Source organism: Janthinobacterium sp. JC611 (genome assembly GCF_018682595.1).
Lineage (GTDB): Bacteria > Pseudomonadota > Gammaproteobacteria > Burkholderiales > Burkholderiaceae_D > Janthinobacterium.
The window spans coordinates 362389-377551 of record NZ_JAFLJN010000014.1; the positions used below are offsets into that span (position 1 = coordinate 362389).

General features: G+C 64.1%; 11 protein-coding genes. 3 read left to right on the forward strand and 8 right to left on the reverse strand.

The window, feature by feature from the left end; genetic code table 11:
* Positions 1–238 precede the first annotated feature (238 nt).
* The 3 genes from J0O65_RS10910 to J0O65_RS10920 all read right to left on the reverse strand — a co-directional run bounded on the left by J0O65_RS10910 (position 239) and on the right by J0O65_RS10920 (position 5103).
* Positions 239–1840, reverse strand: a complete 1602-nt coding sequence (locus tag J0O65_RS10910) for a SpoVR family protein (RefSeq protein ID WP_215406613.1) — start codon at positions 1838–1840, stop codon at positions 239–241.
* Positions 1840–3108, reverse strand: a complete 1269-nt coding sequence (locus J0O65_RS10915; RefSeq protein ID WP_215406615.1) for a YeaH/YhbH family protein — start codon at positions 3106–3108, stop codon at positions 1840–1842. Before J0O65_RS10915 ends, J0O65_RS10910 begins: the two co-directional genes overlap by 1 nt.
* A 72-nt stretch (positions 3109–3180) precedes the next feature.
* Entirely contained in the window at positions 3181–5103 is a 1923-nt protein-coding gene (locus J0O65_RS10920) for a PrkA family serine protein kinase (protein ID WP_034754154.1), read from the reverse strand.
* Between the two features lie 571 nt (positions 5104–5674).
* Between J0O65_RS10920 and J0O65_RS10925 the strand changes: the two genes are divergently transcribed.
* Entirely contained in the window at positions 5675–6706 is a 1032-nt protein-coding gene (locus J0O65_RS10925) for an adenosine deaminase (protein ID WP_215406617.1), read from the forward strand.
* A gap of 21 nt (positions 6707–6727) precedes the next feature.
* Entirely contained in the window at positions 6728–9271 is a 2544-nt protein-coding gene (locus J0O65_RS10930) for an ABC transporter permease (RefSeq protein ID WP_215406619.1), read from the forward strand.
* Here J0O65_RS10930 and J0O65_RS10935 read toward each other — a convergent pair.
* Both J0O65_RS10935 and J0O65_RS10940 read right to left on the reverse strand, forming a co-directional pair.
* On the reverse strand, positions 9268–10275 hold the full coding sequence (locus J0O65_RS10935) for a response regulator (RefSeq protein ID WP_215406621.1): 1008 nt from the start codon (positions 10273–10275) through the stop codon (positions 9268–9270). The genes J0O65_RS10930 and J0O65_RS10935 overlap by 4 nt on opposite strands.
* 3 nt (positions 10276–10278) lie before the next feature.
* Positions 10279–11610 carry a sensor histidine kinase gene (locus tag J0O65_RS10940; RefSeq protein WP_215406622.1) on the reverse strand — a complete coding sequence of 444 codons (1332 nt, stop codon included), beginning with the start codon at positions 11608–11610 and terminating at the stop codon, positions 10279–10281.
* Positions 11611–11772: 162 nt separating this feature from the next.
* Between J0O65_RS10940 and cqsA the strand changes: the two genes are divergently transcribed.
* Positions 11773–13017, forward strand: a complete 1245-nt coding sequence (gene cqsA / locus J0O65_RS10945; RefSeq protein WP_215406624.1) for an alpha-hydroxyketone-type quorum-sensing autoinducer synthase — start codon at positions 11773–11775, stop codon at positions 13015–13017.
* Between the two features lie 9 nt (positions 13018–13026).
* Here cqsA and J0O65_RS10950 read toward each other — a convergent pair whose 3' ends face one another.
* The 3 genes from J0O65_RS10950 to J0O65_RS10960 all read right to left on the reverse strand — a co-directional run.
* Positions 13027–13491, reverse strand: a complete 465-nt coding sequence (locus tag J0O65_RS10950; RefSeq protein ID WP_251373651.1) for a MarR family winged helix-turn-helix transcriptional regulator — start codon at positions 13489–13491, stop codon at positions 13027–13029.
* A 60-nt stretch (positions 13492–13551) separates the two neighbouring features.
* On the reverse strand, positions 13552–13899 hold the full coding sequence (locus tag J0O65_RS10955) for a GIY-YIG nuclease family protein (protein ID WP_215406628.1): 348 nt from the start codon (positions 13897–13899) through the stop codon (positions 13552–13554).
* An 11-nt stretch (positions 13900–13910) separates the two neighbouring features.
* Positions 13911–15163 (reverse strand): MFS transporter (locus J0O65_RS10960; RefSeq protein ID WP_215406630.1); only part of this gene is annotated, 1253 nt, incomplete at its 5' end.

Consider the following 15163-nt stretch of genomic DNA (forward strand, 5'->3'; position numbering starts at 1 on the left):
TGATATCCAATATGGAAACTGCTAAATTTGGAGAAAAATCTTTCTCGCAGGAAATGTTTTGACGCGGAACCAGACCACTTAGCCCGCCGCGCGCACCAAACGGGTGCGCAACGTACTTCACCCAGGTCAAAAAAAGCCCTTCCGGAGGCCGTTTTGACGCCGTCAGGCCATACTGAATTCCTATATAGGCATAGGAAGCGCTTATATTCTTGCTATTGATTATTATCAATAAATCATTTCATGGCTTGGCGACCGGGTCGTCGCGCCGGTTGCGCTTCTCGCGCCGGCAATTCAAGGTGCCCAGAACTACCCCCTGCGGATCGACCGTATCGAGGTGCACGTCGAAGCCCCACAGCCGCGCCACATGCTTGAGCACCTCGGCCGCCTGCTGGTTCAGCGGGCGGCGCTGGAATTGCGTGTGGCGCAATGTCAGCGCCCGGTCGTCGCGCGTGTTGACGGACCACACCTGGATGTTCGGTTCGCGGTTGCCCAGGTTGTACTGCTCGGCCAGCTGCTGGCGCACGTAGCGGTAGCCGGCGTCGTCGTGGATGGCGGACACGGCCAGCTTCTCGTTCTTGTCGTCGTCGAGCACGGCAAAGAAATGGAATTCGCGGATCAGCCGTGGCGACAGATACTGGGCGATGAAGCTTTCATCCTTGAAATTGCGCATGGCGAAGTCCAGGCTCTTGCGCCAGTCGCTGCCGGCCATGTCGGGGAACCAGGCGCGGTCTTCGTCCGTCGGGTGCTCGCAGATGCGGCGGATATCGCTCATCATGGCAAAACCCAGCGCATACGGGTTGATGCCGCTGTAATAGGGGCTGTCGATGGGCGGCTGGTAGACCACGTTGGTATGGCTTTTGAGAAACTCCATCATGAAGCCGTCGCCCACCACGCCTTCATCGTAGAGCTGGTTCAATATCGTGTAGTGCCAGAAGGTGGCCCAGCCCTCGTTCATGACCTGGGTTTGCCGCTGCGGATAGAAGTACTGGGAAATCTTGCGCACGATGCGCACCATCTCGCGCTGCCACGGTTCCAGCAGCGGCGCGTACTTCTCTATAAAGTACAGCAGGTTTTCCTCGGGTTCGGGCGGAAAGCGGGGCGCGGCCTTGCGCTGGTCGTCCTCTTCCTCGTCTTCGTCGCGCCGGGGCAGGGTGCGCCACAGCTGGTTGATCTGCGACTGCACATAGGCTTCGCGCTCTTTCTGGCGCGCATATTCCTTCGCCATCGACAGTTTCGCCGGGCGCTTGTAGCGGTCCACGCCATAGTTCTGGATGGCGTGGCACGAGTCGAGCAGCAATTCCACCGCATCGACGCCATGGCGCTGCTCGCATTCGGCGATGTAATTCTTGGCAAACACCATATAGTCGATGATGGCGTCCGCATCCGTCCAGGCGCGGAACAGGTAATTGCCCTTGAAGAAGGAGTTATGGCCATAGGCCGCATGCGCGATCACCAGCGATTGCATGGTCAGGCTGTTTTCCTCCATTAAATAGGCGATGCACGGATTCGAGTTGATGACGATCTCGTAGGCCAGGCCCATCTGGCCCCGCTTGTAGCTTTTCTCGGTGGACAGAAAATGCTTGCCGAACGACCAGTGGTTGTAGGAGACGGGCATGCCGACCGAGGTGTAGGCATCCATCATCTGTTCGGCCGTGATGATTTCCAGCTGGTTCGGATAGGTGTCGAGGCCGAACTGTTTCGCCACGCGGCGGATTTCCTCGTGGATTTGCTCGATCAGCTCGAACGTCCATTCCGACTGTTCGGGCAGGGCGTTCGGGTGGCGCAGGCGCACGAACGGTTCGCCCGGGGTGTTGCTGGCGCGGTCAAAGGCTGCACTCATCATTTCACCTGTTTCTTGAACAGTTCGCGGAAGACCGGGTAGATATCGGCCGGCGTGACGATCTTTTGCATGGCGAAATGGGCGTGGTGCTCGAGCACGCCCGCGTATTGCTCCCACAGGTTTTGCTGCGGGCCGTCGGTGATCTCGACATAGGTGTAGTACTGCACCTTGGGCATGATGGTATTAATAAGCAACTGGCGGCACAGCACGGAGTCGTTGTCCCAGTTGTCGCCGTCGGAGGCCTGCGCCACATAGCTGTTCCATTGCCCGGCGCCATAGCGTTCGTCGATGATGGTGTTGAGCAAGTGCAGGGCCGAGGAGACGACGGTGCCGCCCGACTCGCGCGAATTGAAGAATTCATGCTCGTCCACCTCGGCCGCCGCCGTATGGTGGCGGATGAAGACCACCTCGATCTTGTCGTAGACGCGCTTGAGGAACAGATATAACAGGATGAAGAAGCGCTTGGCCGTGTCCTTGCGCGATTCGTCCATGGAGCCGGACACGTCCATGATGCAGAACATGACGGCCTGCGTCATGGGCTTGGGCACCTTGATGCGGTTGCTGTAGCGCAAGTCGAACGGGTCGATGAAGGGAATCGCCAGCAGGCGCGTGTGCAGGTGATGGATCAGGCGGCGCAGTTCCACCACCAGCGGGTCGCTGTCGGGCGCGCCTTCGTGCAGCAGGGTCGCCAGGTCTTCCTCGGCCTGCGCCAGCTGCCTGCGGGCGCCGCCGCCGACGGCGATGCGCCGTCCCAGCGCGCCGCGCAGGGAGCGCAGCACGTGGATGTTCGATGGCGTGCCCGACATATTGTAGCCGGCGCGCTGGTTCTTGAATTCCGTGGTGGCCGTCAGCTGGGTTTTCACCATGTGCGGCAATTCCAGGTCCTCGAAGAAATAGTTCATGAATTCTTCGCGCGACAATTCGAAGATGAAGTCGTCTTCCGTCGTCTCGTCGCTATTGCCCGCCTTGCCCCGCCCGCCGCCACCGCCGCCTTTCGGCCGGGCGATCTGGTCGCCTTTCAGGTATTCCTTGTTGCCGGGATTGACCACTTCCCAGATGCCGCCATGCGCGTGGCCGAACGACGGTTCGCCCACGTCCTTGACTGGGATGCTGACCTTCTCGCCATTCTCGACGTCCGTGATCGAGCGCCCCTTGATGGCGCGCCCCACGGCATCCTTGATCTGGCCCTTGTAACGCCGCAGGAAACGCTCGCGGTTGACGGCGGATTTGTTCTTGCTTTGCAAGCGCCTGTCGATGAGGTATGTCAAAGGGTGCCTCCTTGCTTCTCGTCTTGCGCGCCCCGCCAGCCCTCGGGCGGGAGCGCGCCTCCGCTGTCCGCGCTAGGATGACTTGCGCACGCGCAAGTACCATTCGCATAACAGGCGTACCTGCTTGGCCGTATAGCCTTTTTCCACCATGCGGGCCACGAAGTCGGCGTGCTTGTTGGCATCGTCGGCGCTGGCCTTGGCATTGAAGGAAATCACGGGCAGCAATTCCTCCGTATTCGAGAACATTTTCTTTTCGATCACGGTGCGGAACTTTTCATAACTGGTCCAGGCGGGATTCTTGCCGCCGTTCGAGGCCCGCGCGCGCAAGCCGAAGTTCACGATTTCATTGCGGAAATCCTTCGGATTGGAAATGCCCGCCGGTTTCTCGATCTTTTCCAGCTCATTGTTCAGCGATTCGCGGTCGAAGCTTTCGCCCGTGTCCGGATCGCGGTATTCCTGGTCCTGTATCCAGAAATCGGCAAACGTCACGTAGCGGTCGAAGATGTTCTGGCCGTATTCCGAATAGCTTTCCAGGTACGCCGTCTGGATCTCCTTGCCGATGAATTCCACATAGCGCTGCGCCAGGTGCTCTTTAATATAGGAGAAGTAGCGCTGCTCGAGTTCCGGCGCGAACTGCTCGCGCTCGACCTGCTGTTCCAGTACATATAATAAGTGCACGGGATTGGCGGCCACTTCGGAATTGTCAAAGTTGAACACTTTTGACAGGATCTTGAAAGCAAAGCGCGTCGACAGGCCGTTCATGCCCTCGTCCACGCCGGCGTAATCGACGTATTCGTGCATCGACTTGGCCTTCGGGTCCGTATCCTTGAGGTTTTCGCCATCGTAGACGAGCATCTTCGAGAAGATGCTGGAGTTTTCCGGGTCTTTCAGGCGCGACAGGATGGCGAACTGCGCCATCATGCGCAGGGTGCCGGGCGCGCACGGCGCCTTGACCAGCGAGGAATTGGCCACCAGCTTGTCGTAGATCTTGATTTCATCGGAGACGCGCAGGCAATACGGCACCTTGACTATATAGATACGGTCAAGAAACGCCTCGTTGTTGCGGTTGTTTTTAAACGTCTTCCATTCCGACTCGTTCGAGTGGGCCAGGATGATGCCGTCGAACGGTATCGCGCCGAAGCCTTCCGTGCCCTTGTAATTGCCTTCCTGCGTGGCCGTCAGCAGCGGGTGCAAGACCTTGATGGGCGCCTTGAACATTTCCACGAATTCCATCAAGCCCTGGTTGGCCAGGCACAGGCCGCCCGAATAGCTGTAGGCGTCCGGGTCGTCCTGCGCATAGTCTTCCAGCTTGCGGATGTCGACCTTGCCCACCAGCGAGGAGATATCCTGGTTGTTTTCATCGCCCGGCTCCGTCTTCGAGATGGCGATCTGTTTCAGCACGGACGGGTAGCGCTTGACGACGCGGAACTGGTTGATGTCGCCATTGTATTCATGCAGGCGTTTCACGGCCCACGGGCTGGGGATGTTGCGCAGGTAGCGGCGCGGGATGCCGTAATCCTCTTCCAGGATGGTGCCGTCCTCTTCCTCGTTGAACAGGCCCAGCGGCGATTCGTTGACGGGCGAGCCTTTCAGGCAATAGAAGGGCACGTGTTCCATCAGCGACTTGAGTTTTTCCGCGATGGACGACTTGCCGCCGCCGACGGGCCCCAGCAGGTACAGGATCTGCTTGCGCTCTTCCAGGCCTTGCGCCGCGTGGCGGAAATACGAGACGACTTGCTCGATGACTTCCTCGGTGCCGTAGAATTCGCGGAAGGCGGGGTAGATCTTGATCACCTTGTTGGCGAAGATGCGCGACAAGCGCGTGTCGTTGCGCGTGTCGACCAGTTGCGGCTCGCCGATGGCGGCCAGCATGCGTTCGGGCGCGCTGGCGTACGTCAGCTTGTCCTTCTTGCACAGGGCCAGGTATTCGGTGAGCGACATTTCCTCTTCGCGGGTGCGCTCGTAGCGTGCTGCATAGTTATCAAAAATGGTCATGTCAATGTCCTTTAATGTAAACCTGTACTGCCAGTCACCATGGCCGCCCGCCTGGCACTCGCCTGGGCTTGCCGCTTGAATTTTTTCTGTACCCCGTATCGATTTTTATTGTTGTTTCAAGCCCGGCTGTCTTTGCGAGTCCGGATTGCCCGGACCAAAAAACTGGCGCTTGATGCCGTGTGCTGACGTGGCCAGCCGGCTTTTTTTCACTGTTGATAGCGCTTGTTGCACCAACCTTTACCCCATGAAATTTATTATTGCTCTAAAGGATCAGGAAGTCAAAAGATATGTCGGCATATCCTTAATACTTGTTTGCAAATTGTTGATTTAATTGAATAAATCATCAAATTTTTCATCGGTTTCAGTGAACCTTTTTGTCCCTTTTAAATCATCATACGACAATTCCTCAGCGCGTGCCGGTGCCGGCCGTGGCGCTGCGGTCGCCGGCGCCATGGCGGCCTGGCGCCGGTGAGGCCGGCCATCTTGCGCTAAGATGCCTGCATGTCTGATGGCCGCGCGCGCCGCACGCGCGCGGGCCAGCATTTTTATCGTCACCCTACAAGGAACACCCATGATGAACTCCCCATTGCGCGCGATCGTCCGCGGCATGCCGAAGGCCGAACTGCATATCCATATCGAAGGCTCGCTGGAGCCAGAACTGATTTTCGCACTGGCAGCGCGCAATGGCGTGCCGCTGGGCTATGAATCGGTGGAACACTTGCGCAGCGCCTATGCTTTTACGGATTTACAGTCTTTTCTCGACATTTATTACGCCGGCGCAAGCGTGCTCTTGAAAGAGCAGGATTTCTATGACATGACGCAAGCCTATCTGCGCCGCGCCGAAGCCGATAACGTCTTGCACACGGAAATCTTCTTCGACCCGCAAACCCACACGGCGCGCGGCGTGCCCATGGCCGACGTGATCAACGGCATCCACCGCGCCTGCCAGGACAGCCCCGTCAGCGCGAGCCTGATCCTGTGCTTCCTGCGCCACCTGAGCGAGAAAGAGGCGTTCGAGACCCTGGAAGACGCCCTGCCGCATCGCGACAAATTCATCGGCATCGGCCTCGATTCCTCGGAAGTGGGCAACCCGCCCGAGAAATTCTCGCGCGTCTTTGCCCGCTGCCGCGAACTGGGCCTACACCTGGTGGCCCACGCGGGCGAGGAAGGCCCGCCGGCCTACATCCGCACGGCGCTCGACGACTTGCGGGTCGAACGCATCGACCATGGCGTGCGCTGCCTGGAAGACGCGGAACTGACGGCGCGCCTGGCGCGCGAACAGATCGCCCTGACCGTCTGCCCGCTGTCGAACACCAAGCTGCGCGTGTTCGACCAGATGCATGACCATAACCTGGTGCAACTGCTCGACGCGGGCTTGCTGGTGACGGTGAACTCGGACGATCCCGCGTATTTCGGCGGCTACATGAACGACAATTTCGAGGCCATCTTCGACGCCTTGCCGCTGGGCCTATCCCACGCGCAACGCCTGGCGCGCAACGGTTTCATCGCCGCCTTCCTGCCGCAGGCGCAAAAAGACGCGTTTCTCGCCACCGTCGATGCGTATTTCGCGCAGCACGCCGCCGCCCACGGCAGCGCGCAGTAACTCTAGAAAGACCCGCCGCCCATGCTGCGCCTCTCCCTGAAAATGACCGGCCGCGACTGGCGCGCCGGGCAACTGCGTTTCCTGCTCGTCGCGCTGATCGTCGCCGTGGCGGCCCTGTCGGCCGTCGGCTTCTTCGTCGACCGCCTGCGCGCGGGCCTGAACCGCGACGCGCACCAGCTGCTGGGGGCCGACCTGGTCATCAGCGCCGACCAGCCCGTCAATGGGGCCTGGCGCGCGGAAGCGCAGAAGCGCGGTTTTATCCTGGCCGACACGGTGACGTTTCCCAGCATGGCGCAGGCGGGCGCGGGCGAGCAGTCGACCTCGCAGCTGGCGTCGATCAAGGCCGTCTCGCCCGGCTACCCGCAGCGGGGCAGGCTGAAAATCACGACCAGCACCAGCGAAGCGCAGGATGCCGTGGGACGGCCAACGGACCAGGTGCCGGCGCCCGGCACCGTGTGGGTCGATGCGGCGATCCTGTCCAGCCTGAAGGCGAAGCTGGGCGACACCCTGACCCTGGGCGAGAAGGCATTTACCGTCACGCAATTGATCGCCAGCGAGCCGGACCGCGGCGCCTCCTTCCTGAATTTCGCGCCGCGCGTGATGCTGCCCTTGGGCGACCTGGCCGCCACGGCGCTGGTGCAGAACGGTTCGCGCGTGTCGTACCGGCTGCTGCTGTCGGCGCCGCCCGCCAAGGCGGCCGAGCTTGCGCAATATCAAGCCTGGCTGGAAAATCAAATCAAGACGCAGGCCATCAAGGGCGTGCGCATCGAGTCGCTGGAGTCGGGCAGCCCGCAGATGCAATCGACCCTGGACCGCGCCGACCGTTTCCTGTCCCTCGTCGGCTTGCTGTCGGCCATGCTGGCGGCCGTCGCCGTGGCCATGGCCGCGCGCCGCTTCATGCTGCGCCACCTCGATGCGTGCGCCATGCTGCGCTGCCTGGGACTGACGCAAAACCAGGTCACGGCCATGTACGTGATCGAATTCCTGCTCGTCGGCCTGGCCGGCAGCGTGGTCGGCGTGGCGGTGGGATTCGGCGGTCACCTGGTGCTGCTGGAACTGCTGGGCAAGCTGGTGCAGAGCGACTTGCCGCCCGTGTCCATGCTGCCCGCCCTGCAGGGCGTGGCCACCGGCATGCTGTTGCTGCTGGGCTTTGCCCTGCCGCCGATTTTGCAGTTGCGCAATGTGCCGCACAACCGCGTGATCCGCCGCGAGCAGGAGCCGCCGCAGGCGCTGGCCCTGGCCACCTACGGCTTGGGCATCGCCGCCTTCGTCGTGCTGCTCCTGTGGCAGGCGGGCGACGTGAAACTGGCCTTGCTGACGGCGGCCGGTTTCCTGGGCGGTTTCGCCCTGTTCGCCCTGGCCGGCTGGCTGGGCATCCGCTCACTGAAAACCCTGCGCGGCGCCTTCAATCACCAGGGCTGGCGCTTCGCCGTCACGTCCTTGCAGCGCCGCCCGGGCGCGACCGTCATCCAGGTGGTGTCGCTGGCGCTGGGCCTGATGGCCTTGCTGCTGCTGACGGTGGTGCGCGGCGACCTGATGGTGGCCTGGCGCAACGCCACGCCGCCGGACGCGCCGAACCGCTTCATGATCAATATCCTGCCGGAACAGAAAGACCCGATCGCCGCGCGCCTGGCCCAGGCCGGCGTACGCAATGCCCCGCTGTATCCGATGATACGCGGGCGCCTGGTGGCCGTGAACGGCAAGGCCATCACGGAAAGCACCTACGAGGATGACCGCGCCAAGGGCCTGGCCGACCGCGAATTCAATCTGTCGACGATGGCCACCATGCAGGAAGAAAACAAACTCGTGGCCGGCAAGTGGTTCGCCAATGCGCCGGGCGCGCCGGCCGAGGCATCGGTGGAAGAGGGCATCGCCAGGACCTTGAAACTGAAACTGGGCGACAAGCTGCGCTTCGACATCGCCGGCCAGAGCGTGGAGGCATCGATCACGAGTTTGCGCAAGCTGGAATGGGGTTCGATGCGCGTCAATTTCTTTGTCATCATCAATCCGGCCGCCATGGCGGATACGCCGCAAACGTGGATCACGGCGTTTCACTTGCCTACCGCGTCCGCGCCGGCGCAGGCGGACCTGGGCAACGCCTTGCTGCGCGACTATCCGAACCTGACGGTGGTCGACGTGGGCGGCGTGCTGAAACAGATCCAGGGCGTGCTGGACCAGGTGGTGACGGCCGTCGAATTCCTCTTCGCCTTTACCCTGGCCTCGGGCTTGCTGGTGCTGTACGCGGCGCTGATGGGTTCGCAGGACGAGCGCACGCGCGAAGCGGGCCTGCTGCGCGCCCTGGGCGCGACGCGGCGCCAGCTCGCGCAGGCGCAGCTGATCGAGTTTTCGCTCGTCGGCGCGCTGGCCGGCTTGCTGGCGGCATCGGGCGCGGCCGCCATGGGCTGGGCCCTGGCCACGTACCAGTTCAAGTTCGCCTGGAGCTTCGCGCCGGGCGTGTGGGCCTTTGGCCTGCTGGCCGGCGCCCTGTGCGCGATCGCCGGCGGCTGGCTGGGCTTGCGCAATGTCTTGAAACATCCGCCGCTGCAAACCTTGCGGGAAAGCTAGACACCCACGCTGTCGTCCGCCTGCGCGCGTAAAAATTGCGCGTAGGACACGACCGGCTGGTCCAGCTGGTGCGGCGGCACGTCGAACAGGGCCCAGAAGTAGGTTTCTCGCCCGTGGCAGATGGTCGGCGCGGCGCAGTAGCGGAACCAGTTTTCGCCGATGTGCGCCGCATACATGCCGTCGCTGCCGGCATCGGAAAAATACGGGATCACGCGCATTTCCAGCAAGGCCAGCAGCAAGGACGCGGGCGCGTCGCTGTCGCGCGCCATTTCGTACTGCGTGTGCAGGCTGCGTTCCGTCTCGATGATCATCAGGCGGGCCTGGCCGTCGCGCGTGAAGAACAGGATGCCGCAGGGATTCGGGAAGATATAGAACTCGACAAAGCCATGGCGCCGGCACAGCTCGTGCACGACGGCGGCCATGGCTTCGTCTTGCAGGAAACGATAGTCGTGCAGCAACAGCAAGTCGCGCACCGTGTCCGATTGCTGCAGGAAAAATTCGCGTTGCAGGGCGTGGACTTCCTGTTCCAGGATATCGAGCGCATCGTCGTCGCTCTTCTTGATGTAGCGGTCGATCAAGCCCCGGTTGAAGGCCGTCACGGCCACTTTTTCATCGGCCGCGCCCGTGAATAAAATCTTCTTGCACGGCAAGTCACGCACGGCCTGGCAGAATTCCAGGCCATTCATCTGCGGCATCGAATAATCGACCACCAGCACGGAAGGCACGGCAAAGCGCTGCGCCTGGCCGCTGATGCGCCAGATGCGTTCGAGGTCGAGCGCCACGTTGCACTGGTCGGGCGGCAGGTTTTGCGTGTCGAAATTGACGTGCAGCGGCGTCTCGCCCAACTGGGGGCTGTGGCGCAGCCAGTGCAGCGCGCTGCTCGTGTCGTGGAAGGTCTGGCGGGCCAGCGCGGGATCGAGCTGGAACGCCAGGCTTTTCAGGAAGGAGTCGCTGTCATCGATCAATACGGTCAGGGTCGGATGGGTATAGACGGGCAGTTGCATGCGTCACCTTGCGCGATGGATGGATGGGAAACGGCTGGAGCGGGTCGTGGCTGGGGCTGGTGGAAACTCCAGCACGAAGATGGCATACGCGCCTTCGCGCGACACGCAGCGGATGCGCGCATGCCACGCCTGCAGGATTTGCCGGCACAGGGCCAGGCCGATGCCGCTGCCGTTGTGCGCCGGATAGGAATAGAAGCGGTCGAAGATCAGCGGCAGGCGGCTGGCCGCGATGCCGCAGCCCGTATCGATGAACAGCAGGCGCGGTGCGGGCCGCGCGCCATCGATGATGATGCGTACGCGGCCCTTGCTGGCCCGCTGGATGCCTTTCAGGGCGTTGCGCAGCAGGTTCAGCAGGATCGCCGCGCACAGCTCGGATTGCCCGTGGAAGGTGAAGTCGGCCCGCACGTCGACCTTGACGATGTCGCGCTGCGCCGTGCTGGTAAACGGGTAGCGGCGCAGGGCGGCGGCGACGCTGTCCTGCATGGCCACGCTCTCGATCGCTTCGAGCTTGCGGTTGACGGCCGTGGCGCTGAGCAGGAACAGGTCGATCATGTGGTGCATGTGGCGCACCTCGAACTGGATGCGCGCCAGCGCTTCCTGGCTGGCCGCGTCCGGCGGCTGGCCTGGCGCGCCGGGCGGCAGGCCCCGCTGCAGCCAGCGCTGCAGGCCCCGTACGTTCGCCTCGACGCTGACGAGGGGCGTGCGCAATTCGTGCGCCACGCTGCCCAGGCCGGCCGCCAGGCCCGCCAGCTTTTCCTGCGCGCCCACGTGGCGGCCCACCTTGACGACGGACAGGACGGCAATCGTGAACCAGTGCACGGGCAATTGCTGCAAGACGTCGCGGCTGAGCAGGTAGGCCGGGTCGCCGCGCACGGCAAAGGCCAGGCAGGCCAGCACGGTGCCGCTCAGGTAGGCCAGCATGGCGATGCGCGTATCGAAATGGAACAGCACGATCAGGGCCACCAGCAGCGAATGCACCCACAGGGCCGAGGCGTGGTTCATCAGGAACATATACGTGAAGAAGAAGGGCAGCTCGAACGTCAGCCCCAGCAGCAGGTACACGCTGAACCAGGTATTGCGGAAGCGTCCCGGCCACAGCGCGGGCAGGAACAGCAGCGCCGCCACGGCGCGCAGCAGGGGCGACTCATATTCCTGCGGAAAGACGTGCTGCCACAGCGCATAGTACAGGGGCATGCCCAGCGCGCCGATGACGGCCAGCGTGCGCACCTGGGTACGGCGTATCGGCATGTGTTCGATGGCGTCGTGGAAATGCAGGAAAGGCTGGAGCAGCCTGCCTTGCCAGCGTTTGTCGGAAGGGGACCGCACATGCTTCATGATGGGGGACACTTCGTTGAGGCGTATCAATGCAACATGATCGGCGGGTTCCTGCCACAAAAGATGCATATCGCCGTAACTGTTGAGATGGATCAATCTCTTGCCGAATGGCTCGCGCATGTTGGACGCGGTAGTTACCCCCGCAACCAATCAGGAGCCCTTATGCCGAACGCCACTTTTCCCCTGCCATCGCCTGCCATCTCCGCCGAACAGCAGCTGCCCGCCTTCGTGCGCGCGCGCATGGATGAACATTACGTCGAGCGCATCGGCAAGCTGCTCGGCGGCGAGCACTTGCACGAATGGCAGGCTGTGCCGGCCAGTGCGGTCATGCTGGCAGGCAATGATTACCTGAACATCGCCGGCGAGCCGGCCTTGCTGGCGGCCCAGGCCCGCGTCCTGCAGGGAGGCGGCGCCATGCTGATGTCGTCCGTGTTCCTGCAGGAAGGCAGCCGCCAGCACCGCCTCGAACACAAATTCGCGGACTATCTCGGCAGCGAGGCCTGCGTGCTGGCGCAGTCGGGCTGGGCCGCCAACGTGGGCTTGCTGCAAAGCCTGGCCGGCCCCGGCATCCCCGTCTACCTGGACATGCAGGCGCACGCCTCGCTGTGGGAAGGCGTGCAGTCGGCGCAGGCCGCGCCCGTCGCCTTCCTGCACAACGACGGCGCCCACCTGCAGCGCCAGCTCGACAAGCATGGCCCTGGCATCATCGTCGTCGATGCGCTGTACAGCACCAATGGCAGCGTGGCGCCCCTGCTGCAGATGGTGGAAATCGCCGAGCGCAGCGGCAGCATGCTGATCGTCGACGAGTCGCACTCGCTGGGCACGCACGGCCCGCAGGGCGCGGGCCTGGTGGTGGAACTGGGCCTGGCCGGGCGCGTGCATTTCCGCACGGCCTCGCTGGCCAAGGCCTTTGCGGGCCGGGCCGGGCTGATCACCTGTTGCGCCCGTTTCAAGGGTTATTTCCTGTCCGCCTCGCGGCCCGCCATTTTCAGTTCCTGCCTGCTGGAGCACGAGCTGGCGTGGTTCGACGCGGCGCTCGACTTCATCCGCGCCGCGGATGCCCGCCGCGCCGCCCTGCGCCGCCACAGCGTGCGGCTGCGCCAGGGGCTGATGGATCTCGGCTACAACGTCAGCGACGGCACGGAGCAGATCATCGCGCTGGAAGCGGGCAGCGAGCCCGATACCTTGATCCTGCGCAAGGCGCTGGAGCGGCACGGCATCTACGGCGCCGTGTTCTGCGCGCCGGCCACGCCGAAGAACCGCGCGCTGGTGCGCCTGACGCTGAATGCGGGCTTGCGCGAAGACGAATGCGCGCGCCTGCTGGCCGCCTGCGCGGCCATCCGCGACGAGACGGGCATGGCGCGCTGGCCGTCGACGCGGCGCCTGCGCAAGCTGGCGCTTGTGTAGGGGGAGGGATCAGCCGTTGGCGGGCGGGCTGCCGGCGATGCCGCCCAGCAGCAGTGACAGGGGCGCCAGCTGCTCTGCGCTGGCGCTGCCCAGCAATTCTTGCGCCAGCGCCTGCGCCGTCGCATCGGCGTGGGCCAGCAGGGCGAGTCCCGCCCCGGTGATGGCGGCATAGCCGACGCGGGCATCGCGCGCATCGGCCTGGCGCGCCACGAGGCCGATCTTTTCCAGCGGCATCAGCGAGCGCGTGATGCCGGACGCCGTCAGCGCCAGGCGCTCGGCCAGGTCGATGCGGCGCAGGCGGCCGCCCGGGGCGCGCTGCAGGTGGTACAGCAATTGGTAGTCGGAAAAGCTCAGGCCGTGCAGATTGCCCAGGATGCTGTCGAAGCGGCGCACCAGCACGGCTTGGGCGCGCGCCAGGCGCAGGCAGAAATCCAGCGCGCCGGCGCCGTCCGGCGACGGGGGAGGGTGATCCATCATGAGGTCCTTTCAATTCGCTGCGAAGTGCTTGAGTGCGCAAGTGTAAAGCATGCGCGCTCAATACAGGAGCTGGCCCTGCGCCAGCGCCTGCTCACGGTGCAGGGCCAGCAGGGCGTCGAGCTCGGCCTGCGCATCGAAGGCGGGATCGTCCGGCAGCTTGACGGTATCGATGATGGCCAGGCGGAAGGCCGCCGCGCCATCGCGCCGCCAGTCTGCCAGCAGGCGCACATTGCGGTGCGTGCCCAGCGCGAGTTCGAAGCGGTGGCGGTTCAGCGCGCCAGGCGCGTTGCGGCTGCGGTCGAGCAGGGTGCGTCCGCTGGGCAGGTGCTGCAAGGCGATGATGCCCAGGGCCGGGGCTTGCTGCCGGTAGGCTGCTTTCAGGGCCGCTTGCCGTGTTTTATCCATGGGGAACTTTCTCAAGGTGATGCTGTGGACGTGCTGCCCGCGATGCGGGGGATGTCGGTCAGGAGGGCGGCGGCCACGGCGGCGGCCAGCAGCAGGGCGCCGCCGGCGCAGAACAGCTCGCCCACCGTCAGGTGGCGCAGCAGCGCGCCCGTGGCGGCCGCCGACAGCGGGGCCAGTCCCAGGAAGATGCCCATGAACAGGGCCATCGCCCGTCCCAGCATGGCGGGCGCCACGCGCCGCTGTATCCACGTGAAGATGGCCACCTGCAGGTAGCCGCCCAGTATGCCCGTGACGGCCAGCAGGACCGCGCCTTGCCAGGCCGTGTCGATTTGCCCCAGCGCCATCAGCAGCAGGCCGACGACCGCGTCGACCAGCAGCAGGGTGGCGCCGAAGCGGCGGCGCAGCCAGGCGCCGCCCAAGCCGGAGGCCAGCATGCCGGCCAAGGTGCCGGCGCCATGCGCGCCCATCAGCAGGCCCAGCGCGGAGGCGCCGTGCAGGCGCTCGCTGGCCAGCACGGGCAAGGCCACTTGCAGCGGCCCCATGACGAAGAAGGCTACCAGCGCCCAGTAGGCATAGCAGTTGCGCAGGGGAAGGTCGCGCCAGACCACGGCCAGGCCCGCCGCCATGTCGCGCCACATGGCTTGCGGCGCAGCAGGTGTTGCCAGGGGCCGCAGCTTGACTTGCCGCAAGGTCCACGCGGAGCACAGGAAGGTCAGCGCATCGATGGCGAAGGCGGCGGCCAGCGCCGCCATGGAGGTTTGCTGCGCGCCATCGCGGGCGCCCAGCACGAGGGCCGCCAGCAGGGGACCGGCCAGCAGCGACAGCTGGCGCGCGCCCATCTGCAGGCCGTTGGCCGCCTGCAGCATCTGCGGCGGCACGGCCTGCGGCAGGATGGCCGTGCCGGCCGGGATGGCAAAGGCGGAAGCGATGCCCAGCGCCAGCGCGGCCCCATACGCCAGCGCCAGGCTGGCCTGGTCCAGCCACAGCAGCCCGGCCAGGGCCAGCAGGATGGCGGCATTGGCCAATTTGCTCAGCAGCAGCACGCGCCGCGGCGAATGGCGGTCGGCGATGGTGCCGCCCAGCAAGATCAGCACGGCGCGCGGGGCGCCCATCAGGGCCACGGCGATGCCCAGGCTGAGGCTATCGCCCGTCAGGCCCAGCACCAGCCAGGGCAGGGCCAGCATGCTGAACTGGTCGCCCAGCATCGACACGAGGCCGCCGCCCAGCAGCCAGCGGAAGTTGGTATTGCGTAGCAAGTGGGGTT

Coding starts and splice junctions, on each gene's coding strand:
- J0O65_RS10910 (WP_215406613.1), bottom strand. CDS start 1,840: ATGAGTGCAGCCTTTGACCGCGCCAGCAACACCCCGGGCGAACCGTTC.
- J0O65_RS10935 (WP_215406621.1), bottom strand. CDS start 10,275: ATGCAACTGCCCGTCTATACCCATCCGACCCTGACCGTATTGATCGAT.
- J0O65_RS10920 (WP_034754154.1), bottom strand. CDS start 5,103: ATGACCATTTTTGATAACTATGCAGCACGCTACGAGCGCACCCGCGAA.
- J0O65_RS10930 (WP_215406619.1), top strand. CDS start 6,728: ATGCTGCGCCTCTCCCTGAAAATGACCGGCCGCGACTGGCGCGCCGGG.
- cqsA (WP_215406624.1), top strand. CDS start 11,773: ATGCCGAACGCCACTTTTCCCCTGCCATCGCCTGCCATCTCCGCCGAA.
- J0O65_RS10950 (WP_251373651.1), bottom strand. CDS start 13,491: ATGGATCACCCTCCCCCGTCGCCGGACGGCGCCGGCGCGCTGGATTTC.
- J0O65_RS10955 (WP_215406628.1), bottom strand. CDS start 13,899: ATGGATAAAACACGGCAAGCGGCCCTGAAAGCAGCCTACCGGCAGCAA.
- J0O65_RS10940 (WP_215406622.1), bottom strand. CDS start 11,610: ATGAAGCATGTGCGGTCCCCTTCCGACAAACGCTGGCAAGGCAGGCTG.
- J0O65_RS10925 (WP_215406617.1), top strand. CDS start 5,675: ATGATGAACTCCCCATTGCGCGCGATCGTCCGCGGCATGCCGAAGGCC.